Origin of the sequence: Enterobacter sp. Res13-Sevr-PEC09-46, assembly GCF_015672585.1 — a bacterium.
Taxonomy (GTDB): Bacteria; Pseudomonadota; Gammaproteobacteria; order Enterobacterales; family Enterobacteriaceae; genus Enterobacter; species Enterobacter hormaechei_C.
Genome location: NZ_JADABR010000017.1, coordinates 110,210 through 132,018, shown reverse-complemented (window position 1 = coordinate 132,018; position 21,809 = coordinate 110,210). Strand labels below are relative to the sequence as shown.

The window sequence follows — 21,809 nt, the reverse complement described above, 5'->3', positions numbered from 1 at the left end:
AAAAACGAGCGGTGCCAATGAAGCACCGCTAGCCTCTTACCCGGAGAAACGTTATGTCTGAAACCACCAAACGCAATACCATCGGCAAATTCGGCCTGCTGTCGCTGACCTTTGCCGCCGTGTTTAGTTTTAACAACGTGATCAATAATAATATCGAACTCGGACTTGCCTCCGCGCCGATGTTCTTTTTAGCAACCCTGTTCTATTTTATCCCGTTCTGCTTAATTATCGCTGAGTTTGTCTCGTTGAATAAAAACTCAGAAGCTGGAGTTTATGCCTGGGTAAAAAGTTCACTCGGCGGGCGCTGGGCATTTATTACCGCTTATACATACTGGTTCGTGAATTTATTCTTCTTCACCTCGTTATTACCGCGCGTCATTGCCTATGCCTCTTATGCCTTTCTTGGCTATGAGTACATTCTCACACCATTTGCCACAACGGTGCTAAGTATGGTGCTGTTCGCCTTCTCAACGTGGGTCTCCACCAACGGGGCGAAGATGCTGGGGCCAATTACGTCTGTAACCTCCACGCTGATGCTGCTGCTGACGCTCTCTTACATTCTGCTGGCGGGCGCGGCGCTAATGGGTGGGGTGCAGCCCGCTGATCCGATTACCGTCGACGCGATGATCCCGCATTTTAACTGGGCATTCCTCGGCATTACCACCTGGATATTTATGGCTGCCGGGGGCGCGGAATCCGTCGCGGTGTACGTAAACGATGTGAAAGGCGGTTCGAAATCTTTCGTTAAAGTGATCATCCTGGCGGGGATCTTTATCGGCGTGCTGTACTCCATCTCCTCGGTACTGATCAACGTCTTTATCAGCAGCAAAGCGTTGAAGTTTACCGGGGGTTCGGTGCAGGTGTTCCACGGTCTGGCGGTGTGGTTTGGCCTGCCGGAAGTGTTGATGAACCGTTTCGTCGGTCTGGTTTCCTTTACCGCCATGTTCGGCTCCCTGCTGATGTGGACGGCGACGCCGGTCAAAATCTTTTTCTCGGAGATCCCGACCGGCATTTTTGGTCCGAAAACCGTGGCGCTGAACGAAAACGGCGTACCGGCGCGCGCGGCCTGGATCCAGTATTTGATTGTGATCCCACTGATGATTATCCCGTCCATGGGCTCCAGTACCGCGCAGGAGCTGATGAACACCGTCATCAATATGACCGCTGCGGCCTCCATGTTACCGCCGCTGTTTATTATGCTGGCCTACCTCAACCTGCGTCGTAAGCTCGATCACCTGCCGCGCGATTTCAGGATGGGTTCACGAACCACGGGTATAACCATAGTGTCGATGCTGATTGTTATTTTCGCCATTGGTTTTGTGGCATCCACTTTCCCTACCGGTGCCAATATTCTGACGATTATTTTCTATAACGTCGGTGGCATTGTTTTATTCCTCGGATTTGCCTGGTGGAAATACAGCAAATACGTAAACGGATTATCAAAAGAACAACAAAAAATTGAAGCATCACCTGCCTCGAATATTAACTGAAATAAAAGGCATGGATTTTATCTCATTGGGATGAGTTTATGAAAATTAAACAAAAAACATTGTGGGCACTCGCTGCCCTCTCTTTCTGCTGCCCTGCTATTGCCGCAGAAGATGCCCGGCCCGCTGAACATGACGATACCAAAACACCGGCAATAACCTCCCCGTCATTTCGTTTTTATGGCGAGATGGGCGTCGGTGGGTATATGGATTTAGAAGGTCAGGATAAACATAAATACAGCGACGGCACTTATATTGAGGGCGGTCTGGAGATGAAACAGGGGAACTGGTTCGGCCTGATTTACGGCGAAGGCTGGACCGTACAGGCGGATCATCAGGGCAACGCCTGGGTGCCCGATCACAGCTGGGGCGGGTTTGAAGGTGGGATTAACCGCTTCTACGGCGGTTACAAAACCGATAACAGCACCGAGATCATGCTCAGCCTGCGCCAGGACTCGTCTCTCGATGACCTGCAATGGTGGGGCGATTTTACGCCGGATCTGGGTTATGTGATCCCCAACACCCGCGACATCTTGTACGCACTAAAGGTGCAAAACCTCTCCGGCAACCTGCGCTATAGCGTCACCGCCACGCCAGCGGGTCACCATGACGAAAGCAAGGCCTGGCTGCACTTCGGCAAATACGATCGTTATGACGACAAATATACCTATCCGGCAATGGCGAATGGCTATATTCAGTACGACATCATGAAAGATGTCACCTGGATGAACGGTCTTGAAATTACCGACGGCACCGGCCAGCTCTTTTTAACAGGCGTTTTGACACCCAACCTGGCGGCACGCGCGTGGCATCATACCGGACGGGCAGATGGACAGAACGTCTCCGGCACGGAGAGCGGATTTATGGTCAGCGCCATGGTGGAAGCCCTGAAAGGCGTTTATCTCTCCACTGCTTACAGCTACGCGAAACATCGTCCGGACGATGCGGCTGAAGAAACTACCTCGTTTATGCAGTTCGGGATCTGGTACGAGTACGGCGGCGGGCGTTTTGCCACCGCTGCCGACAGCCGCTTCTATATGAAAAATGCCTCCGGCGACCCGAGCGATCAGGTCTTCCTGATGCAATACTTCTACTGGTAAAAAGGATCTACCACCATGAAATACGTCCTCACGCCGCTGGCATGCGCGCTGGCGCTCAGTTTTTCGGCTCACGCCGCCACCGCAACTGACTTCAAAAACGTCATCAACCGTACCGGCGCGCCGCTCTTCATGCAGGATTTCGACTACGACGACCACCAGCGGTTTAATCCCTTTTTTGATATGGGTGCCTGGCATGGGCATTTGCTGCCGGACGGGCCGCAGACCCAGGGCGGATTTCCCGGCGTAGCGCTGCTCACCGAAGAGTACATCAACTTTATGGCGACGAATTTTGATCGCCTGTCCGTGTACCAGAACGGCAAAAAAGTGGATTTCACCCTTGAAGCCTACAGCCTCCCTGGCGCGTTGGTGCAGAAACTGAGCACCAGGGATGTTCAGATCGTGATGACGCTGCGCTTTGCTTCTGCGCGTACTTCGCTGCTTGAAACCCGTATTACCAGCAAAACGCCGCTGGAGCTGGTGTGGGATGGCGAGCTGCTGGAAAAACTGGAGGCCAAAGAGGGCAAGCCGCGTTCGGATAAAACCATCGACAGCGCATATCCTGATTATCAGCGTAAAATTGTAGCCACGCGCGACGGCCTGAAGGTGACCTTCGGCAAGGTACGCTCCACCTGGGATCTGCTCACCTCCGGCAGTTCCGAATATCAGTTACACCGCTCTCTTCCTGCCGAGACCACCGTTGACGGACATCGCTTTACCAGCCGGGCACAGATTTCCGGCAGCACCACGCTGTACACTACCTACTCCCATCTGCTGAACGCCGATGACGTCGCGCGTGAACAGCCGCAGATCCGCGACATTCTGGCGCGTCCGGCCTACTTTATGGCCGCCTCGCAAGCGCGCTGGGAGAGGTATTTACAAAAAGGGTTAACCAACCCGCACGCGACTCCAGAACAAACGCGCGTGGCGGTGAAAGCCATCGAGACGTTGAACGGTAACTGGCGTTCGCCAGGCGGCGCGGTGCGTTTTAACACGGTGACGCCCTCCGTAACCGGACGCTGGTTCTCCGGCAACCAGACCTGGCCGTGGGACACCTGGAAACAGGCATTTGCCATGGCGCATTTCAACCCGGAGATCGCCAAAGAGAACATCCGCGCGGTCTTCTCCTGGCAGATCAAACCCGACGATCCGGTGCGCCCGCAGGATACCGGATTTGTGCCGGATTTAATCGCCTGGAACCTGAGCCCGGAACGAGGCGGCGACGGCGGTAACTGGAACGAGCGTAACACCAAGCCGAGCCTGGCGGCATGGTCGGTGATGGAGGTGTATAACACCACGCAGGATAAAGCCTGGCTTGCCGAGATGTATCCAAAACTGGTTGCCTATCACGACTGGTGGCTGCGTAACCGCGATCATAACGGCAACGGCGTGCCGGAGTACGGTGCGACGCGTGATAAGGCCCATAACACCGCTACCGGCGAGATGCTGTTCACGGTGAAAAAAGGTGATAAAGAAGAGTCGCTTTCCGGCCTGAATAACTACGCACGGATAATTGATAACGGCCAGTACGACAGCCTGGAGATCCCCGCGCAGGTGGCCGCCTCGTGGGAGTCCGGGCGCGATGATGCCGCCGTATTCGGATTTATCGATAAAGCGCAGCTGGATAAGTACGTTGAAAACGGCGGGAAACGCAGCGACTGGACGGTTAAATTTGCCGAAAACAGGAGTAAAAAAGGCGATCTGTTAGGGTATTCCTTATTACAGGAGTCCGTTGACCAGGCAAGCTATATGTACAGCGACAATCACTATCTGGCGCAGATGGCGAGCCTGCTGGGTAAAGAGCAGGAGGCCAGCCACTATCGCCAGCTGGCAGATAAGCTCGCAACCTATATCAACACCTGCATGTTCGATGCGAAAAGCGGGTTTTACTATGACATTCGTATCGAGGATAAGCCGCTGGCGAACGGCTGTGCGGGCAAACCTATCGTCGAGCGTGGTAAAGGGCCGGAAGGCTGGTCTCCGCTGTTTAACGGTGCCGCGACGCAGGAACATGCGGATGCCGTGGTCAAGGTGATGCTGGATCCGAAGGAGTTCAATACCTGGGTACCGCTCGGCACCGCCGCGCTGACAAACCCGGCGTTCGGCGCAGACATATACTGGCGCGGCCGGGTCTGGGTCGATCAGTTCTGGTTTGGACTAAAAGGCATGGAACGTTACGGCTATCGTGAGCAGGCGCAAACCCTGGCCGAAACCTTCTTTAAGCATGCGAAAGGGTTAACCTCGGACGGCCCGATTCAGGAGAACTATAACCCCCTGACCGGAGCACAGCAGGGCGCACCTAACTTCTCCTGGAGCGCGGCGCATTTGTATATGCTGTATAACGACTTTTTCCGTAAGAGCGATCGGTGATGCCCTCGTGCCCGGTGGCGGCTACGCCTTACCGGGCCTACGGTTCTAAAAAGTAGGCCGGGTAAGCGACAGCGCCACCCGGCAAAACCCTACCTTGTGATCCACAGCGTGGGCCAGGCATCTGGCCCATTCCAGTTATCACAGCTTGGCTCTTCCGCGTAGCGTACCAGGCGGAAGCGCTGGCCGTTAAAACGCCAGCGGGTCTGGATCCCACAGTCGCCAATCCCGCGTCCCAGCGCCAGCGTGGTCAGCTCGCGCGTTTTTTCGTCGAAGCTGGCATTCATCAGCTCCATGTCGCTAGTCTGGCTGGAAGGGGTAAACGGCAGGCGCAATCTCACGCTCCTGGCCGAAAATGGTTTTTTACGCGACACCAGCCACGCCAGGTCGACGGTGTTGTACGCCCCCGCCTCACAGCTGATGATCATCAGCGCTTTGTCATCGGTCAGCGCGGTCACGCGCACTTCACGCCGGTTCGGATCGAGAGAGCACTGGCTGTGGTTCATGCGCCAGGTACCGTAATCCAGCAGATCGTTGAGTTCGTTATGCGTCAGCGGCGTTGGCGTGGGGTTCACCACCGCCACCTTTTTTAATGCCGGCGCAGGCGGCACGCTCAGCGGTGGACTATCCCCTTTTTTAATCCACGCCGTTTCACTTCCGACGCGTTTTTGCTGGGCATCGATAAACAGCAGCGCCGCTTTCAGACCGGCCAGAGAAATTGTCTGCTTCCCCCCGCGCAGGGTCAGCGCCTGCCCTTCCTGAATGGTTTTCAGAAACGTGGTGATGGTGGCCGTATCGTCTGTTTTAAGATGCCAGGGGGCTAACTGCCAGTGTTGCGACGTGAGTTTAAGCGGCACATTGTCGAGTAGCAGGCGCGGGGCGATGTCAGGCTCTTTAACCGGAGGCGCCGAAAGCCCGCCGAGATCGATGCGCAGGCTGGCGTCCGTTTTTGCCCCCGCACTGCGGCTCAGCGTCATGACCAGACCGCGATGCTCGCCGGTATTGCGCGCTACGCAGAAGTTCTGGTTATTGCAGGTCACCTGCCAGTCTGAAAAAGACTGCTGCGCAGGCGCAGCCCACACCAAAGGCGCGGGAAGCACGCAAATGAAGAAGAGAAGATAAACGCAGTAGCGCATGAACGGCACAGCCCCGGAAACGAATAGGTCAATCTGGGGCGTATCTTCGTGCCCTGGGCGGGCTGGCTCAATCGGATTTATCGGATAGATTTATCTGAAATACAACTTATCGCGCTTCCGCCGCCGCATTCATCAGCCCGCTGGTTTGCAGATACTGCAACAGGATCACCGCTTTACCGTCGCGGATCTCACCGCGTTTCACCATGTCGACAGCCTGAGCGAAAGGCATTTCCAGCACTTCAATGTCTTCATCGTCCACGCCGCCGCCCCGGTGCGTGCGCTGAGCATCGGTATATTCCGCAATGAAGAAGTGAACCAGCTCGGTAACCCCGCCAGGGGACATAAACAGCTCAAAGACTTTCTGCACCGCACCCACTTCAAAACCCGTCTCCTCAATGGCTTCTTTGCGGATACACACTTCCGGCTCATCGTCATCAAGCAGACCTGCACAGGTTTCAATCAGACGTCCGTCCGCGTTGCCATTGACCCATGTCGCGATGCGAAACTGGCGGATCAGCACCACGCTTTGCTTTTCACGGTTATACAGCAGGATGGTTGCACCATTGCCCCGGTCGTAGACTTCGCGTTTATGGCGAATGACGTCCCCGTTCTTACGGGTGAGATCGTAAGTGATGTTACGCAGGACAAAGTAATTTTCAGAAAGGATTTTGTCTTTAATAACGGTAATGTTCAGGGACATACGGGCTCCACGGCAAAATGAGTCTGTTTATACTACGCCGTGATGCCCGCTTTGTCGCCCGTCTGCATTAATGCAAGTTGCGCGGCGGCACGCCAAGCCAGTCCATGATCCCCTGCGCGGCATGGCGCCCTTCCGCCATCGCGGTGACCACCAGATCCGCACCGCGTACCGCATCACCGCCAGCAAAAATCTGCGGATTCGAGGTCTGGTAGCGATAACGGCTCTCCACGGAGGCCCTGATGCGCCCCCAGTCGTCGGTGTCGACGCCCTGCGCCTGAAGCCACGGCATGGCGTGCGGATTAAAACCAAACGCCATGATCACCGCATCCGCTGGCATGACAAACTCACTGCCCGCCACCGGGACAGGACGCCGCCGCCCCTGCGCATCCGGCTCGCCCAGCCTGGTGCGCAGCATCCGGATACCGTTAACCTTCCCGTCGGTATCCAGCGTGAGCTCAACCGGCTGAACATTAAATTCAAACGCTGCGCCCTCTTCTTTCGCGTTTTTAACCTCTTTCTTTGAGCCCGGCATGTTGGCCTCGTCCCGCCGATAGGCGCAGGTGACTTTCGCCGCGCCATGCCGCAGCGCGGTGCGCACGCAGTCCATCGCCGTATCGCCCCCGCCGAGTACCACCACGTTTAAACCCTGTGTGTCGATAAACGGTTCGTCTGCGGCAGGATCAAGGCCCATCACGTTCCGCGTGTTTGCCACTAAAAACGGCAGCGCGTCGTACACGCCCGGCGCGTCTTCGTGAGGGATACCCGCTTTCATGGAACGATAGGTCCCTACGCCGATGAACAGGGCATCGTAGTCGTTTTGCAGTTGGGCCATCGACACGTCTTTTCCCACCTCGCAGTTCAGCTCGAAGCGGATGCCCATCGCGCTGAATATCTCTCTGCGCCGCGCTAACAGGGATTTATCCAGCTTGAAGGCCGGAATACCAAAGGCCAGCAATCCGCCGATTTCCGGATGGCGGTCGTAGACCGTCACGCCGACGCCGCTGCGCACCAGCACGTCGGCGCAGGCCAGCCCTGCCGGACCGGCGCCGATGATGGCGACGCGCTTACCGACCGGCTTAACGTGGCTGACGTCCGGCGTCCAGCCCATCGCCAGCGCCCGATCCGAGATATACCGTTCGATATTACCGATGGTTACTGCCCCTGACGCATCCCGCAGGGTGCAGGCGCCTTCACATAATCGATCCTGTGGGCAGACGCGGCCGGTAATTTCCGGTAAACAGTTAGTCTGGTGAGAAAGCTCAGCCGCACCGACGATATCCCCCGCCCCGATCCGCTCAATCCACTGGGGAATGTGGTTATGCAGCGGGCAGGTCCACTCGCAAATGCTATGCTCGCCACATTTCAGGCACCGGGATGCCTCACGCTGCGCCTGTTCCGGGCGAAACGGCAGGTAGATCTCGTTAAAATGGTATGCGCGTGCTTCGGGGCTGAGCTTATCCGGCTCACCGCGCGCCGGGGTGTTTTGCATCTGTTGCCGTTTGGTTTGCGGAGGGGCTGACTGAACCGCCTCGCTGTGCCACGGCAGCGCGTCCAGCCTTGCGCTGCGCTGTCGGCGCTGCTTAACCAGCTTATCCAGTACGGCTGGGGTGGCGAGCGTAAGCACCTCCGCCGGGCAGTTTTCCACGCAGGCCGGGCCTTGCGGCCTTTCCAGGCAGAGGTCGCATTTGTGCGCCGAGGCCTTTACGCTGTCGTTTTCCAGCGGGGCGATCAGCATGTCCATCGTGCCAAACGGACAGGCCACCACGCAGGCTTTACAGCCAATGCATTTTTGTTGATTGACCTGTACGCTGTCGTTGTGTTGCGTGATGGCTCCGTTCGGGCAGCTTTGCGCGCAGGGCGCATTTTCACAGTGGTGGCAGGTCACGGGACTTTTTCGCAAGCCAGAGGCAAGGACCGTAATGCGAGGATGAAAATGGCGCTCGCTCAGTGCGTGCTGTTCCCCGTTGTGCGCCATCACACAGGCGACTTCGCAGGCGCGACAACCGATACACTGCTGAGCATTGGCCATAATAAAACGATTCATAACAACACCTGTTTTTGGTTCAATAACCTTATTCTTTCTATTGTTATCGTATTTACCCACAGCGGCATGGCGACGCAATGTTCAAATGCCCAGGAAGCCGAACTATTTCCAGTGAACCTGTGGCAGATCAATTTAATTCAGGAAGCTGATGAGTGACCGTTAAACGCCCCGTATCGGGAAGCCTGGCTCGGGCTTTCTTTTCGATGATTGTCTTGTCCGTTCTGATCAGCGCCATTGCGCTGGTCACACTCGCCAGCAGCCAGCGCGACGCCGAGGCGATTAACATCGCCGGCTCGCTGCGTATGCAGAGCTACCGCCTGGGCTACGAAATGCAGCGCGCCGACCCATCGCTGGCAGAGCACCGCGCGGTCTGGCAAAAAACGCTGAGCGCGCCTGCGTTGCAGAAGCTAAACCGCTGGTATGTGCCAGAGGACGTCAAACAGCGTTACCAGCAGTTGCACCTTGGCTGGCAGGAGATGGACACGCGCATCGCCAGCGGCGATACCGGATGGTATCAGAACCACATAGAGGATTTCGTGGGCCGGATAGATGCCTTTGTGCTGGCGCTACAGCACTACACCGAACATAAAATTCAGCTGGTGATTTTCATGTCGCTGACGGGTGGCCTGGGCATCCTGCTGCTGGCGGTGGTGACCCTGCGGCGCATCCGCCGTCAGGTTGTGCTGCCGCTGAATAATCTGGTGGCGGCGAGCGAGCGTATCGAACAGGGGCAATTCGACACTCCCGCGCCGGATACTACGCTTCCCAACGAGCTGGGCCAGCTTTCCCGCGCCTTCAACCATATGTCGGCGGAATTACACACCCTGTACCGTTCACTTGAGCGCTCCGTTGCTGAAAAAACCCGCCACCTGAATGAAGCGCATCAGCAGCTCGAAATGCTGTTTAAATGCTCACAGGCGTTGAATACCGGGCAGATAGACAGCCACTGTTTCCGGCATATTTTGCAGATTGTGCATGACTATACGCAGATGAATTACCTGCAATTGCGCACCAGCGACGACTGGCAGCTTTACGAAGGACAGGAGTCCCCGGGCGAGAAAATGCACAATTTACCGGTGTTAATGCAGGACACCCTGTACGGCGAACTGCGCTGGCAAAGCGCGACCGGGGATGTTCCGCTGCCGCTCATGGAAAGCGTGGCGACGATGCTGGGCCGGGGGCTCTATTTCAATCAGGCGCAGAAACATTATCAGCAGTTGCTGCTGATGGAGGAGCGCGCCACCATCGCGCGCGAGCTGCATGATTCGCTGGCGCAGGTGCTCTCCTATTTGCGTATTCAGCTTACGCTGCTGAAGCATGCCGTGCCGGGCGACAATGCTCCGGCGCAGACCATCATTACGGACTTCTCCCGCGAGCTGAATAATGCCTGGCATCAGCTACGCGAGCTGCTCACCACCTTCCGCCTGACGCTCAATCACGCCAATCTTCCTGCCGCGCTACAGGAGTCTCTCGACGGGTTGCAAAGCCAGACCCGCGCGAAGCTGGTGCTCGACTGCCGTCTCTCATCGCTGGCGCTGGACGCACAAAAACAGGTGCACCTCTTACAGATTGTGCGTGAGGCAGTGCTGAATGCGATTAAACATGCCGACGCCAGCGAGATTGTGGTCAGCTGCGTCACCACCGCGGACGGCACTCACACGGTCACGATCCGCGACAACGGCATTGGTATCGGCGACGCCAGTGAACCGCCGGGGCATTACGGGCTGAATATCATGCGCGAACGCGCGGGACGGCTCGGGGGGACATTACACTTTTCTCAGCCGCCACAGGGCGGCACACAGGTCAGCGTGACGTTCCGGACGCCTGCGGCGCAGGCTGAAAAATAGCGAGAAAGAAGGCGCGCTGAAAAAAGCGCATGATAATTTACATTATCTCCTTTATTTCTCCACGTTTGACCTGGGCCTTACCGCTAAAGTTAGGCGGGCAATAAACAATAATGACGTGCAGCAAAACGAGGTCACACTTTAATGGCGAATTTTTTCATCGATCGCCCCATTTTTGCCTGGGTGCTTGCAATCCTGTTGTGTCTGACGGGTGTCCTGGCGATTACGTCCCTTCCTGTTGAGCAATACCCTGACCTCGCGCCCCCCAACGTGCGTATCACGGCGAACTACCCTGGCGCCTCGGCACAGACGCTGGAAAATACCGTCACCCAGGTTATCGAGCAGAACATGACGGGTCTCGATAACCTGATGTACATGTCCTCGCAGAGCAGCGCCACGGGCCAGGCGACGGTAACCCTGAGCTTTACGGCGGGCACGGATCCGGATGAAGCGGTGCAGCAGGTGCAAAACCAGCTGCAATCGGCCCTGCGTAAACTGCCTCAGGCGGTGCAGAACCAGGGGGTGACCGTGCGTAAAACCGGTGACACCAATATTTTGACCATCGCGTTTGTGTCAACCGATGGCTCGATGGATAAGCAGGACATCGCGGACTACGTCGCCAGTAATATTCAGGACCCGCTCAGCCGTATCAACGGCGTGGGGGATATCGACGCCTACGGCTCGCAGTACTCCATGCGTATCTGGCTGGATCCCAACAAGCTGAACAGCGTGCAGATGACCGCCAAAGATGTCACCGACGCTATCGAATCGCAGAACGCCCAGATTGCCGTGGGGCAGCTCGGCGGTACGCCGTCCGTGGATAACCAGGCGCTTAACGCCACCATCAACTCCCAGTCGCTGCTCCAGACACCTGAACAGTTCCGCAATATCACGCTACGCGTGAATCAGGACGGTTCGGAAGTGCGTCTGGGGGATGTCGCCACCGTGGAAATGGGGGCGGAAAAATATGACTACCTGAGCCGCTTCAACGGCAATGCCGCGTCCGGGCTGGGGGTGAAACTGGCCTCCGGCGCCAACGAAATGGCGACCGCGCAGCGGGTGTTGGAGCGTCTGGATGAGCTGTCGCATTTCTTCCCGCACGGACTGGAGTACAAAGTCGCCTACGAAACCACCTCGTTCGTAAAAGCCTCCATCGAAGATGTGGTGAAAACCCTGCTCGAAGCTATCGCGCTGGTGTTCCTCGTGATGTACCTGTTCCTGCAAAACTTCCGCGCTACGCTGATCCCCACTATTGCGGTGCCGGTGGTGCTGCTGGGTACCTTTGCGGTGCTGTATGCCTTCGGTTACAGCATCAACACCCTGACCATGTTCGCCATGGTGCTGGCCATCGGCCTGCTGGTGGATGATGCCATCGTGGTGGTGGAAAACGTTGAGCGCATCATGAGCGAGGAAGGGCTTTCGCCCCGCGAGGCCACGCGCAAATCGATGGGACAGATTCAGGGCGCGCTGGTCGGTATCGCCATGGTGCTGTCGGCGGTATTTATCCCGATGGCGTTTTTTGGCGGCACCACGGGCGCGATTTATCGCCAGTTCTCGATCACCATCGTCTCTGCAATGGTGCTCTCCGTACTGGTGGCGATGATCCTTACCCCTGCCCTGTGCGCGACGCTGCTGAAACCGCTGCATAAGGGCGAACATCACGGTCAAAAAGGCTTCTTCGGCTGGTTTAACCGCATGTTTAACCGCAATGCGGCGCGCTATGAAGCGGGCGTGGGTAAAGTACTGCACCGCAGCGTACGCTGGATGGTGGTTTATGTTCTGCTGCTCGGCGGCATGGTCTTCCTGTTCCTGCGGCTGCCAACCTCGTTCCTGCCGCTGGAAGATCGCGGCATGTTTATCACCTCCGTACAGTTACCGAGCGGCTCGACCCAGCAGCAGACCCTGAAAGTGGTGCAGAAGGTTGAAAACTACTTCCATACTCAGGAGAAAGATAACGTGGTCTCCGTCTTCTCCACCGTCGGCTCTGGCCCTGGCGGTAACGGGCAGAACGTGGCGCGTATGTTTGTGCGCCTGAAAGACTGGGACCAGCGCGACAGCGATACCGGCTCCTCCTTTGCCATCATTGAACGTGCAACCAAAGCGTTCAACAAAATCAAGGAAGCGCGCGTTTTCGCCAGCAGCCCGCCCGCCATCAGCGGCCTGGGCAGCTCAGCCGGGTTTGATATGGAGCTTCAGGATCACGCGGGTGCCGGGCATGACGCGTTGATGGCTGCTCGCGACAAGCTGCTGGAGCTGGCCGGGAAAGATCCGCAGCTTACCCGCGTTCGTCATAACGGTCTGGATGACAGCCCTCAGCTACAGGTGGATATTGACCAGCGTAAAGCGCAGGCGCTGGGCGTCTCCATCGACGACATTAACGACACCCTGCAAACGGCATGGGGCTCAAGCTACGTGAATGACTTTATGGATCGCGGCCGCGTGAAGAAGGTCTACGTTCAGTCTGCCGCCAAATACCGCATGCTGCCGGACGATATCAACCGCTGGTATGTGCGCAATAACACCGGCGGCATGGTGCCGTTCTCGGCATTTGCGACGTCACGCTGGGAGACCGGTTCACCGCGTCTGGAGCGTTACAACGGCTATTCGGCGCTGGAGATTGTTGGTGAAGCCGCGCCGGGCGTCAGTACCGGTACCGCAATGGATATAATGGAAAAACTGGTTCAGCAGTTACCGACCGGCTTTGGCCTGGAGTGGACGGCGATGTCCTACCAGGAACGGCTTTCCGGCGCTCAGGCGCCTGCCTTGTATGCCCTTTCGCTGCTGGTGGTGTTCCTCTGTCTGGCGGCGCTGTATGAAAGCTGGTCAGTGCCGTTCTCGGTGATGCTGGTGGTGCCTCTCGGGGTCATCGGAGCGCTGCTGGCAACCTGGATGCGCGGCCTGGAAAATGATGTCTATTTCCAGGTCGGACTCCTCACCGTAATCGGATTGTCGGCGAAAAACGCCATTCTGATCGTCGAATTTGCCAATGAGATGAATGCCAAAGGTCACGAACTGATGGCCGCCACGCTGCACGCCTGTCGTCAGCGCCTGCGTCCGATCCTGATGACCTCTCTGGCGTTTGTATTTGGCGTCCTGCCGATGGCCACCAGCTCCGGCGCAGGCTCCAGCAGCCAGCACGCGGTGGGAACGGGCGTTATGGGGGGAATGATTTCGGCGACGATTCTGGCTATCTATTTCGTACCGCTGTTCTTTGTGCTGGTACGCCGTCGTTTCCCGCTGAAGGATAAGCCGGAATAACACGTTGAAATAAAAAAGGCGGCTTTACAGGCCGCCTTTTTATTGTGTGATTCTTTCACACTATGGTTATTTTAGTTAATTAAGTGCTCTTGCATTTCTTACCGGAAATTCATTTACGAAGCATGCCTTCGATAAAATCTTTCCAGTTCCCCAGTTCACGTTCAATCATAACAACCTCTCTTATTATTATGCGCATTCTACGAAAACGTATCATCATTGTGAAGCCACTTTAACCGATTGCTGTGATTGAGCCCCGCTGTGTTGGTAGGTTTAGGATCACTATGAGCGTTGTCGGGTAAATTTTATGTGACCTACAGCAATATTTTGAAATAGTCGGAAAAATGACAGCATTTTTAATTTCCCCCTGAGTTTATTGGCAATTTAAACAGGGTGGACAACTATGCTTAAAAGATGAAAGACTATTCAGCTTACAGCTGTTCGTTGAATTATGGAGAATTGTAAATCCCGAAAAATTCCGAATGTGTTATATTCCACTTAAGGATATATCTTCGAAAATATTGAACATTTAACCCACAAAAGAACAAAAGGATTCACTATGGTTGTGATGTACGGCATTAAGAATTGCGACACGATTAAAAAAGCCCGCCGCTGGCTGGAAGCACACAACATCGACTATCGCTTCCACGATTACCGTGCCGACGGGCTTGACCCCGCGTTTCTCCATTCCGCCATCAACGAACTGGGATGGGAAGCGCTACTGAATACACGCGGGACCACCTGGCGAAAACTGGATGAATCTCTCCGGGCCACGATCAACGACGCCGACAGCGCAGCCAAACTGATGCTTGAAATGCCGGCAATCATCAAACGCCCATTGCTCTGCAAGCCAGGTCAGCCTATGCTGCTGGGTTTCAGTGAAACCCTTTATTCAGATTTATTCGTTGAGGTGTAGTCTATGTCATGCCCGGTCATTGAGCTGACTCAGCAGCTTATTCGCCGTCCTTCCCTTAGCCCGGACGACGCAGGTTGTCAGGCATTAATGATTGAGCGCCTGCGTGCCATCGGTTTTACCGTGGAGCACATGGATTTTGGCGATACGCAGAACTTCTGGGCATGGCGCGGTCAGGGAGAGACGCTGGCGTTTGCCGGACATACTGACGTAGTTCCCGCAGGCGACGCAGACCGCTGGATCAACCCGCCTTTTGAGCCGACCATCCGCGACGGCATGCTTTTCGGACGCGGCGCTGCGGACATGAAAGGTTCTCTGGCTGCGATGGTCGTGGCGGCAGAGCGTTTCGTCGCCCAGCATCCGAACCATAAAAACCGTCTTGCGTTTTTGATTACCTCCGATGAAGAAGCCAGCGCCCACAACGGCACCGTGAAGGTCGTTGAGGCCCTGATGGCGCGCAATGAACGTCTGGACTACTGTCTGGTGGGCGAACCGTCCAGCACCGAAGTGGTGGGCGATGTGGTGAAAAATGGCCGCCGTGGATCCCTGACCTGTAATTTGACTATTCATGGCGTGCAGGGCCACGTTGCCTATCCGCACCTGGCGGATAACCCGGTACACCGCGCCGCGCCGATGCTGAACGAACTGGTAGGCATTGAATGGGATAAAGGCAACGAATTTTTCCCGCCAACCAGCATGCAGATAGCCAACATCAAGGCTGGCACCGGCAGCAACAACGTCATTCCCGGCGATCTCTTCGTCCAGTTTAACTTCCGCTTCAGCACCGAACTGACCGACGAGATGATCAAAGCGCGCGTGATTGCGCTGCTCGAGAAATATCAGCTGCGCTATACCCTCGACTGGTGGCTGTCTGGCCAGCCGTTCCTGACGCAGCGCGGTAAACTGGTGGATGCGGTGGTGAACGCCATTGCGCACTATAATGAAATTAAGCCACAACTGCTGACAACGGGCGGCACGTCTGACGGACGCTTTATCGCCCGCATGGGCGCACAGGTTGTCGAACTGGGTCCGGTTAACGCGACGATTCACAAAATCAATGAATGCGTGAACGCTGCCGATTTACAACTGCTGGCCCGCATGTATCAACGTATTATGGAGCAGCTCGTCGCCTGACGGGTGCTTAAAGAGGATTAGCGAATGGACTGGCTTTCAAAGTACTGGTGGATTCTGGTGTTGGTATTTCTGGTAGGCGTGCTGCTTAACGTGATTAAAGATCTCAAGCGCGTTGACCACAAAAAGTTCCTTGCCAACAAACCGGATCTTCCGCCGCACCGTGATTTTAACGACAAGTGGGACGATGAAGACGACTGGCCGAAGAAGGACCAGAAGAAGTAATCGCTCTGTTTCCCCTCTCCCTAAAGAGAGGGGGACACCTCACATAAACTCGACGATATCATCGTCATTCGGCTTACCGCCGCTGAGCGCTTCATCAAAGTAGTGCTTCGGTACGGTATAACGCAGATGATCGAGCGCGAACTGCATGCTGCGATCGTCAATGGCATGCCCCAGATCGTCTACGATATCCAGCGTCACATCTCCGCCCTCGCGCATCAGCGTCTCCTGGGCAGCAACCGCATGCGAAAGCTCAATTACCCGGTCTTCCCCCCCATGAATGAGATGGATCGTGGTCTGCGTGGTCGCGCTTTGCGGTAACGTCGCAAAACGCCCGTTAAAGGCAATCACGCGGGACACCAGTCCGGGCTGCGCTTTTACGCTTTCCAGCGACATGATTGAGCCCTGAGAGAAGCCAATCAGCGCCGTTGCGTCGGCGCCTACGCCGCTCTGCTGCTGCCAGTAACGCACGGTATCGATAAAGGCTGGCATAGCGGCATCAATACGCGCCTGACGATTCTCCTCCGTCACGCCCTCGACGGAAAACCACTGCCGCCCGTCCGGACCGCACGGCTCCACGCCGCCGATGCTGACGATCAGCGCGTGTGGGAAAACGGGTGCAAACCAGCTGCCAATTTGTCCCATATTGACGGCATTGTCGCCCACGCCATGAAACAGAAGCAGGAGCTGTTTAGCAGGTGTATCCGGGCTTTGCACAACAAAATGGTCATGTTTCATGGCGATCTCCTTAATTGATAAGCAGGATTTTACGCCTCCGCGGGGTAATGACCATGCCACTTTACTGAAGAACTCATTGAAAAAATTGCCATTGCAAAATGTCGGCTTTCAGCTGCTGGCTACGGGAGTAATCAAGCCTTTCAAGCGCGTGAGCGGTTTCCTCGCGTAGCTTCGCCAGCAACGCTTTGCGCCCGAAATCGTGCATATTCCCTTCCATTTTCCCCCGCAGTGCCGGGAGCGGCATGTCCACGGCTAACAACAACCGCGTCAGCGCCGCAACCGAAGTTGAAAACGCCCGGTGAGCAAAGGCAAACCCCGCCAGCTCCAGCCAGTCGTCACTATTAAGGGTAGCTTCCCATGCATCCGTCACCGGGATCTTTTCGCCATTCCAGGCCGACAGGACGCGCATATCACGACATAACCGCTGATGCGCCTGTTCGCAGAGCTGATGCCCCGCCTCGCTCAGCGGCAGCAACGCCATCGCCGTATAGCACCCGCTGCTGGCTTCCCGGTGGCTGCCCATTCGCACCAGCACAAACCCGCACTGCCGCCAGAAACGCCACAGCTCGTCGGTATAGCCAAAGCTGACCGAGAGATAATCTTCTCCGCTGGCACTGCGGATCAGCCGCTGGCCGATGCCTTCCCGCTGGCGATGGGGATGAACCGCAATGCGGCTGACGCGTCGGCCTTTCAGCGTCGCCGCGAGCGGCGAGCCGCCGTGCGCTGCCAGCGACTGCGCCACCAGATTTCCACGCGGCCGACGAAAGCCCGCCCAGACTGCGCGGCTAAGTTCAGGGGGTAATCCCCCCTCCTCCACCAGCCAGAGCGCGCCCGCGATCTCCGCGCCCGCCTGAGCAACAGCAAAGTGCTGGCCGGGGGCGTCCATCATCCGGCGTAAATCGAGGGGTGACGTCCGGTAGTGCGCGGCGCAAAGCAGTTCATACACGCCTGCCCCGCGCGTCGGATCGCTCTCCCACATCCCGGGCTCCAGCGACGTTAAACGTACCTCGCCTTCCGGTTTGCGATCGATAAGCGCATCGTCGAACAGCAGCGCGTTCGCCACTATCCGCTCAAGGGGACATCCGGCAGCCCAGCGAACAGGCGTGGATAAGGTATAACGCCGCAGCCCGCTAAACCGGGCGCAGAACTTCAGCAGGAATCCCCTGCCCGTGCCTTCATAACCCTGCACCGTGGTGGTCAGCAACACGCGGGGAAAGCGCGACGCCAGCTTCTCCAGCAGCGGGCCGGGGATGGCGGCCGCCTCATCGACAATCAGCCAGTCAGCTTCTGTTGTGGAGGCCAGCAGCGCATCCGGGGCCATAAAGTGAAAATGTTCCCCGGCGAAACGCGCGATGACATCCGTCGCCCCTTTTGCCGGTGCCGTCACGACTGCACTCCCCTGAATGCCGTTGAGCAACATGCCCGCCAGGGCGGACTTTCCGCGTCCGCGCGGTGCCGTCACGGCGGCCACGCCCGCAGGCATGGTCAGAAGAGCGTCGAGGATCTCAGCTTGCTCGCGCTGCGGTTCACCGCTGGCAGGCTGCCAGGCGGGTAAATCTGACGTAACGGGAAGGCACAGAGGACGATGTTGATGCCAGACGATGGCATCTGAATCGGCGGCAAGCGTCCGGCAAAAGTGGTGAACAAAGTGCGGGGTGGCGATCGGCTCGGCGCTGTCGCTCCAGCGTAGAGAATCCGCGTCGGGCCTGTTAGCCCAGACGGAGAACGGCGGCACCAGCAGCATCAGAAGGCTTCCGGCGCGCAGGGTCCCGCTGAGGGCGGCGAAGGCCGAGACGTCAAACCCGCGACGCGCGTCAAAAACGGCGTGCAGGTATTCACGTCCCAGCAGGCCGCTGATGGTCTTAGAGGGGTTTTCCTCCAGCCACAGCCAGTCTCCTGGTAACGTATCGCGCAGAATGGTCGCCTGGCTCAACGTCCACGCTTCATCGCCGCTGAGTACCACCAGCCGGCGGTGCCCGGTACGCTGAAGCTGGTTGACCAGCTGTTCAAACCCCAACATCACATAGCTTTGCCGAAGGTATTACACTGCGACGGGTTGCCGCTGTCGAAGCCACGCTTAAACCAACTGTAGCGCTGCTCTGAGGTGCCATGGGTAAAGCTGTCCGGCACAACGCGCCCTTGGCTCTGCTGCTGCAAGCGATCGTCACCAATCGCCTGTGCGGCATTCAGGGCCTCTTCCAGATCGCCTGTTTCCAGCACGCCCTGCTGCTGCATGCTGTGTCCCCAGACGCCAGCGAAGCAGTCGGCCTGAAGCTCCATGCGTACGGACAGACGATTCACCTCCGCCTGAGAAGCATTCTGCTGCATCTGACGCACTTTAGGCTCAATGCCGAGGAGCTTCTGCACGTGGTGGCCGACTTCATGCGCGATCACGTAGCCCTGGGCAAAATCGCCGTCGGCGCCCAGCTTGCTTTTCATGTCGTCATAGAAGGAGAGATCGATATAGACGGTGCTGTCCGCCGGGCAGTAGAACGGCCCCATAACGGACTGCCCGGTGCCGCAGCCGGTGCGGGTTGCGCCCCGGTACATCACCAGTTTTGGCGGCTGATAAGTCCGCCCCATTTTCTCGAACTGCTGACCCCAGGTATCTTCGGTCGTCGCGAGAATAACGGAAGTAAATTTCGCCGCTTCATCTTCATTCGGGCTGATGGAGCGCTGAGAATACTGCTGCTGTTGCCCGGTTTCACCGGTCATCAAACCGGTCAGGTCGACGCCGTAGTAGCCCGCCACCAGCACGACGACCAGCAGAATAATGCCGCCCTTGCCGCTGGGTAACCGGAAACCTGGCCCGCCCATAGACGGACCACCGCCACCACTGCTGCGTCTGTCTTCTACGTTGTCACTTTCACGACGCCCTTGCCAGCGCATAAACACCTCGAACTATTCCATTTATAATAGCTATGATCGTAGGCGGTTAATGAAAGGATTACCATAGTAAACAAGGATAAGACGCCAAAGGATGCCAACATCCTTTGGCAAATGCGCAGTTTAGTCGAGCTTAACGCCTAAACGGTGAGCAACCGCTTCGTACGCTTCGACCACGCCACCCAAACTCTGGCGGAAACGGTCTTTGTCCATTTTATCCAGCGTCTCTTTGTCCCACAGGCGGCTGCCGTCCGGCGAGAATTCGTCGCCCAGCACCACTTCGCCCTTGTACAGACCGAACTCCAGCTTGAAGTCGACCAGGATCAGGCCCGCGTCATCAAACAGCTTTTTCAGCACGTCGTTGGCTTTGTAGGTCAGTTCCTGCATGCGCGCCAGGTTCTCTTTGCTTACCCAGCCGAAGGTTTCGCAGTAGGATTCGTTGACCATCGGGTCGTGCATGGCGTCGTTTTTCAGGAACAGATCGAACAGCGGTGGATTCAGTTCGATACCCTCTTCAATGCCCAGACGCTTCACCAGGGAGCCTGCGGCACGGTTACGGATCACGCACTCAACCGGCACCATATCCAGTTTTTTTACCAGACATTCCGTATCGGACAGCAACGCTTCCATCTGAGTCGGGATACCGGCTTCGGCCAGTTTGGTCATAATGAAGTGGTTGAACTTGTTGTTCACCATGCCCTTACGATCGAACTGCTCAATGCGTGCGCCGTCTCCTGCTGACGTATCATTGCGGAATTCGAGCACCAACAGATCCGGGTTTTCCGTGCTGTATACGGTTTTCGCTTTGCCACGATACAACTCAGCTTGCTTCTGCATCTTCATTACTCCTGGTGTGATGATTTGTATTCAAAACTGGCCATATTATGCCACGCACACGTTTGCGTAGCACGAAAATAAAAAGGGCTGGATTAACCAGCCCTCACTATTATTTGCTGAATGCGGCCTGGAAGGCAGCGACCAGCGCATCGTTCTGCGCCTGGGTCAGCGTGTGTCCTTTCGGATCGATAAATTGCAGGCTGCTGCGGTTATCGAGGTCGCCAACCTGGATTTTGTAGTCACCGGAAGGCAGCTGTGGATCGCTTGCCCCCAGCTCCTGCCAGGCGCTATCAGACAGCGGCTTATAGGTCGCTGTGATGCTGCCCGTTGAACGGGTGCTGTCGGTCACCTTCATGCCCACTTTTTCAAGCGTTGCTGGCAGGCGCTGCCAGGTCTGATTAAACGGCGCACGCACCACCAGCATTGGCAGGCCGGTATCGTCTGCACCGCTCTGCACATCAAACGTTGAACCGTTACGGTTCTGCGCGGCGTTTGCGGCATCGGTAGCGTTCTTATCCAGACCAGCGGCAATCACGTTCAGCATTTCAGTGCTGTAGCGCTGCATGGCGGCCGGATCGGCAACCGGTTTACCTGCCTGCTCAAGATTCAACAGCTTGACGGTAACCGCCTGCTGATAACCCTGCGGCTTAACGGAGACTTGATAACGACCACGATACTGCTGGTCTTCATCGAGACGGTTCCACTCAATCCAGTCGGTGGTTAAAGTCTGGCTGGCGTCGTCGCGTTTATCAATCGTATAGTTTTTCGACTGAATAACGCTCACAACCTGCGGCCACAGCGTGGTACCGCGTGCGCTTTCCACCAGCAGAGAGGCCGTATCACCGGTAAACTGCGTGCGCGCGCCACTCACCAGCGCCAGAGGCTGAGCCGGCGGACGAATATCAAGCGCTTTACCCACCAGGCCACTGCCGTTGGTAACCGGAATATTATAATCACCGTTCTGGATCGGCAGGATCATGCCGGCAGGCGCGTGAAGTTCAGCAAGCGGCGGCGCATCCAGATAGGATTCATCACCGCTCACCTGGCGCTTGTAGCGCGAGTCTGAACTACAGGCAGCGAGGAGCATAACAAGCGAAACACCCGCAACCTTCGCCAGGCGCGACTTCTGTACTGAATAAGCCATCAAATCTC

General features: G+C 56.7%; 17 protein-coding genes. 8 read left to right on the top strand and 9 right to left on the bottom strand.

The window, feature by feature from the left end; genetic code table 11:
- The first annotated feature begins 53 nt into the window (after nucleotides 1–53).
- From IMQ56_RS09955 to ygjK, 3 genes are read left to right on the top strand one after another with little or no spacing between them, the layout of a single operon-like run.
- Nucleotides 54–1,490, top strand: a complete 1,437-nt coding sequence (locus IMQ56_RS09955) for an amino acid permease (protein ID WP_047062595.1) — start codon at nucleotides 54–56, stop codon at nucleotides 1,488–1,490.
- Between the two features lie 38 nt (nucleotides 1,491–1,528).
- Complete coding sequence (ygjJ, locus tag IMQ56_RS09950; RefSeq protein WP_015572211.1) at nucleotides 1,529–2,587, top strand: protein YgjJ; 1,059 nt, start codon at nucleotides 1,529–1,531, stop codon at nucleotides 2,585–2,587.
- A gap of 15 nt (nucleotides 2,588–2,602) precedes the next feature.
- The gene (ygjK, locus tag IMQ56_RS09945; protein ID WP_196063807.1) at nucleotides 2,603–4,954 is read left to right on the top strand and encodes an alpha-glucosidase; all 2,352 of its coding nucleotides are present in this window, start codon (nucleotides 2,603–2,605) and stop codon (nucleotides 4,952–4,954) included.
- 89 nt (nucleotides 4,955–5,043) lie between these two features.
- On the opposite strand, the gene IMQ56_RS09940 is transcribed toward ygjK, so the two are convergent.
- The 3 genes from IMQ56_RS09940 to aegA all read right to left on the bottom strand — a co-directional run bounded on the left by IMQ56_RS09940 (nucleotide 5,044) and on the right by aegA (nucleotide 8,831).
- Nucleotides 5,044–6,087, bottom strand: coding sequence for a DUF1176 domain-containing protein (locus tag IMQ56_RS09940; protein WP_017383490.1), 1,044 nt, complete (start codon nucleotides 6,085–6,087; stop codon nucleotides 5,044–5,046).
- Between the two features lie 106 nt (nucleotides 6,088–6,193).
- A complete protein-coding gene (nudK, locus tag IMQ56_RS09935; protein WP_017692952.1) occupies nucleotides 6,194–6,787 on the bottom strand; it encodes a GDP-mannose pyrophosphatase NudK in 594 nt (197 codons plus the stop codon).
- Nucleotides 6,788–6,854: 67 nt separating this feature from the next.
- The gene (aegA, locus tag IMQ56_RS09930; protein ID WP_159403454.1) at nucleotides 6,855–8,831 is read right to left on the bottom strand and encodes a formate-dependent uric acid utilization protein AegA; all 1,977 of its coding nucleotides are present in this window, start codon (nucleotides 8,829–8,831) and stop codon (nucleotides 6,855–6,857) included.
- Nucleotides 8,832–8,983: 152 nt separating this feature from the next.
- On the opposite strand from aegA, the gene narQ reads away from it, so the two are divergent.
- Together narQ and acrD are read left to right on the top strand one after the other, a co-directional pair.
- The gene (narQ, locus tag IMQ56_RS09925; protein ID WP_196063806.1) at nucleotides 8,984–10,678 is read left to right on the top strand and encodes a nitrate/nitrite two-component system sensor histidine kinase NarQ; all 1,695 of its coding nucleotides are present in this window, start codon (nucleotides 8,984–8,986) and stop codon (nucleotides 10,676–10,678) included.
- Between the two features lie 141 nt (nucleotides 10,679–10,819).
- Complete coding sequence (acrD, locus tag IMQ56_RS09920) at nucleotides 10,820–13,933, top strand: multidrug efflux RND transporter permease AcrD (RefSeq protein ID WP_017383494.1); 3,114 nt, start codon at nucleotides 10,820–10,822, stop codon at nucleotides 13,931–13,933.
- A gap of 109 nt (nucleotides 13,934–14,042) precedes the next feature.
- Here acrD and ypfM read toward each other — a convergent pair whose 3' ends face one another.
- Nucleotides 14,043–14,102, bottom strand: coding sequence for a protein YpfM (gene ypfM / locus IMQ56_RS09915; RefSeq protein ID WP_015572204.1), 60 nt, complete (start codon nucleotides 14,100–14,102; stop codon nucleotides 14,043–14,045).
- A gap of 387 nt (nucleotides 14,103–14,489) precedes the next feature.
- Here ypfM and IMQ56_RS09910 point away from each other — a divergent pair, with 387 nt between their 5' ends.
- Genes IMQ56_RS09910 through IMQ56_RS09900 form a run of 3 tightly spaced genes read left to right on the top strand, consistent with a single transcriptional unit; the run spans nucleotide 14,490 to nucleotide 16,199 of the window.
- On the top strand, nucleotides 14,490–14,846 hold the full coding sequence (locus tag IMQ56_RS09910) for an ArsC family reductase (protein WP_015572203.1): 357 nt from the start codon (nucleotides 14,490–14,492) through the stop codon (nucleotides 14,844–14,846).
- A 3-nt stretch (nucleotides 14,847–14,849) separates the two neighbouring features.
- Nucleotides 14,850–15,977: a succinyl-diaminopimelate desuccinylase gene (gene dapE, locus IMQ56_RS09905; protein ID WP_017383496.1), complete on the top strand. Its 1,128-nt coding sequence runs from the start codon at nucleotides 14,850–14,852 to the stop codon at nucleotides 15,975–15,977.
- 24 nt (nucleotides 15,978–16,001) lie between these two features.
- Nucleotides 16,002–16,199: a YpfN family protein gene (locus IMQ56_RS09900; protein ID WP_000383991.1), complete on the top strand. Its 198-nt coding sequence runs from the start codon at nucleotides 16,002–16,004 to the stop codon at nucleotides 16,197–16,199.
- A gap of 39 nt (nucleotides 16,200–16,238) precedes the next feature.
- On the opposite strand, the gene ypfH is transcribed toward IMQ56_RS09900, so the two are convergent.
- From ypfH to bamC, 5 genes are all read right to left on the bottom strand, one after another.
- The gene (ypfH, locus tag IMQ56_RS09895; protein ID WP_023295120.1) at nucleotides 16,239–16,934 is read right to left on the bottom strand and encodes an esterase; all 696 of its coding nucleotides are present in this window, start codon (nucleotides 16,932–16,934) and stop codon (nucleotides 16,239–16,241) included.
- Between the two features lie 73 nt (nucleotides 16,935–17,007).
- On the bottom strand, nucleotides 17,008–18,954 hold the full coding sequence (locus IMQ56_RS09890; RefSeq protein ID WP_040117929.1) for a GNAT family N-acetyltransferase: 1,947 nt from the start codon (nucleotides 18,952–18,954) through the stop codon (nucleotides 17,008–17,010).
- Nucleotides 18,954–19,823: a neutral zinc metallopeptidase gene (locus IMQ56_RS09885; RefSeq protein WP_001303362.1), complete on the bottom strand. Its 870-nt coding sequence runs from the start codon at nucleotides 19,821–19,823 to the stop codon at nucleotides 18,954–18,956. The genes IMQ56_RS09890 and IMQ56_RS09885 overlap by 1 nt, the downstream gene beginning before the upstream one ends.
- A 120-nt stretch (nucleotides 19,824–19,943) precedes the next feature.
- The gene (purC, locus tag IMQ56_RS09880; RefSeq protein WP_001171626.1) at nucleotides 19,944–20,657 is read right to left on the bottom strand and encodes a phosphoribosylaminoimidazolesuccinocarboxamide synthase; all 714 of its coding nucleotides are present in this window, start codon (nucleotides 20,655–20,657) and stop codon (nucleotides 19,944–19,946) included.
- A gap of 109 nt (nucleotides 20,658–20,766) precedes the next feature.
- Nucleotides 20,767–21,801, bottom strand: a complete 1,035-nt coding sequence (bamC, locus tag IMQ56_RS09875; protein ID WP_006811481.1) for an outer membrane protein assembly factor BamC — start codon at nucleotides 21,799–21,801, stop codon at nucleotides 20,767–20,769.
- Between the last annotated feature and the right edge of the window lie 8 nt (nucleotides 21,802–21,809).

Bases quoted from the DNA above. Each gene is read 5' to 3' on its own strand.
- IMQ56_RS09955 (WP_047062595.1), top strand. From the start codon at position 54: ATGTCTGAAACCACCAAACGCAATACCATCGGCAAATTCGGCCTGCTG.
- ygjJ (WP_015572211.1), top strand. From the start codon at position 1,529: ATGAAAATTAAACAAAAAACATTGTGGGCACTCGCTGCCCTCTCTTTC.
- ygjK (WP_196063807.1), top strand. From the start codon at position 2,603: ATGAAATACGTCCTCACGCCGCTGGCATGCGCGCTGGCGCTCAGTTTT.
- IMQ56_RS09940 (WP_017383490.1), bottom strand. From the start codon at position 6,087: ATGCGCTACTGCGTTTATCTTCTCTTCTTCATTTGCGTGCTTCCCGCG.
- nudK (WP_017692952.1), bottom strand. From the start codon at position 6,787: ATGTCCCTGAACATTACCGTTATTAAAGACAAAATCCTTTCTGAAAAT.
- aegA (WP_159403454.1), bottom strand. From the start codon at position 8,831: ATGAATCGTTTTATTATGGCCAATGCTCAGCAGTGTATCGGTTGTCGC.
- acrD (WP_017383494.1), top strand. From the start codon at position 10,820: ATGGCGAATTTTTTCATCGATCGCCCCATTTTTGCCTGGGTGCTTGCA.
- IMQ56_RS09910 (WP_015572203.1), top strand. From the start codon at position 14,490: ATGGTTGTGATGTACGGCATTAAGAATTGCGACACGATTAAAAAAGCC.
- dapE (WP_017383496.1), top strand. From the start codon at position 14,850: ATGTCATGCCCGGTCATTGAGCTGACTCAGCAGCTTATTCGCCGTCCT.
- IMQ56_RS09900 (WP_000383991.1), top strand. From the start codon at position 16,002: ATGGACTGGCTTTCAAAGTACTGGTGGATTCTGGTGTTGGTATTTCTG.
- ypfH (WP_023295120.1), bottom strand. From the start codon at position 16,934: ATGAAACATGACCATTTTGTTGTGCAAAGCCCGGATACACCTGCTAAA.
- IMQ56_RS09890 (WP_040117929.1), bottom strand. From the start codon at position 18,954: ATGTTGGGGTTTGAACAGCTGGTCAACCAGCTTCAGCGTACCGGGCAC.
- IMQ56_RS09885 (WP_001303362.1), bottom strand. From the start codon at position 19,823: ATGCGCTGGCAAGGGCGTCGTGAAAGTGACAACGTAGAAGACAGACGC.
- purC (WP_001171626.1), bottom strand. From the start codon at position 20,657: ATGCAGAAGCAAGCTGAGTTGTATCGTGGCAAAGCGAAAACCGTATAC.
- bamC (WP_006811481.1), bottom strand. From the start codon at position 21,801: ATGGCTTATTCAGTACAGAAGTCGCGCCTGGCGAAGGTTGCGGGTGTT.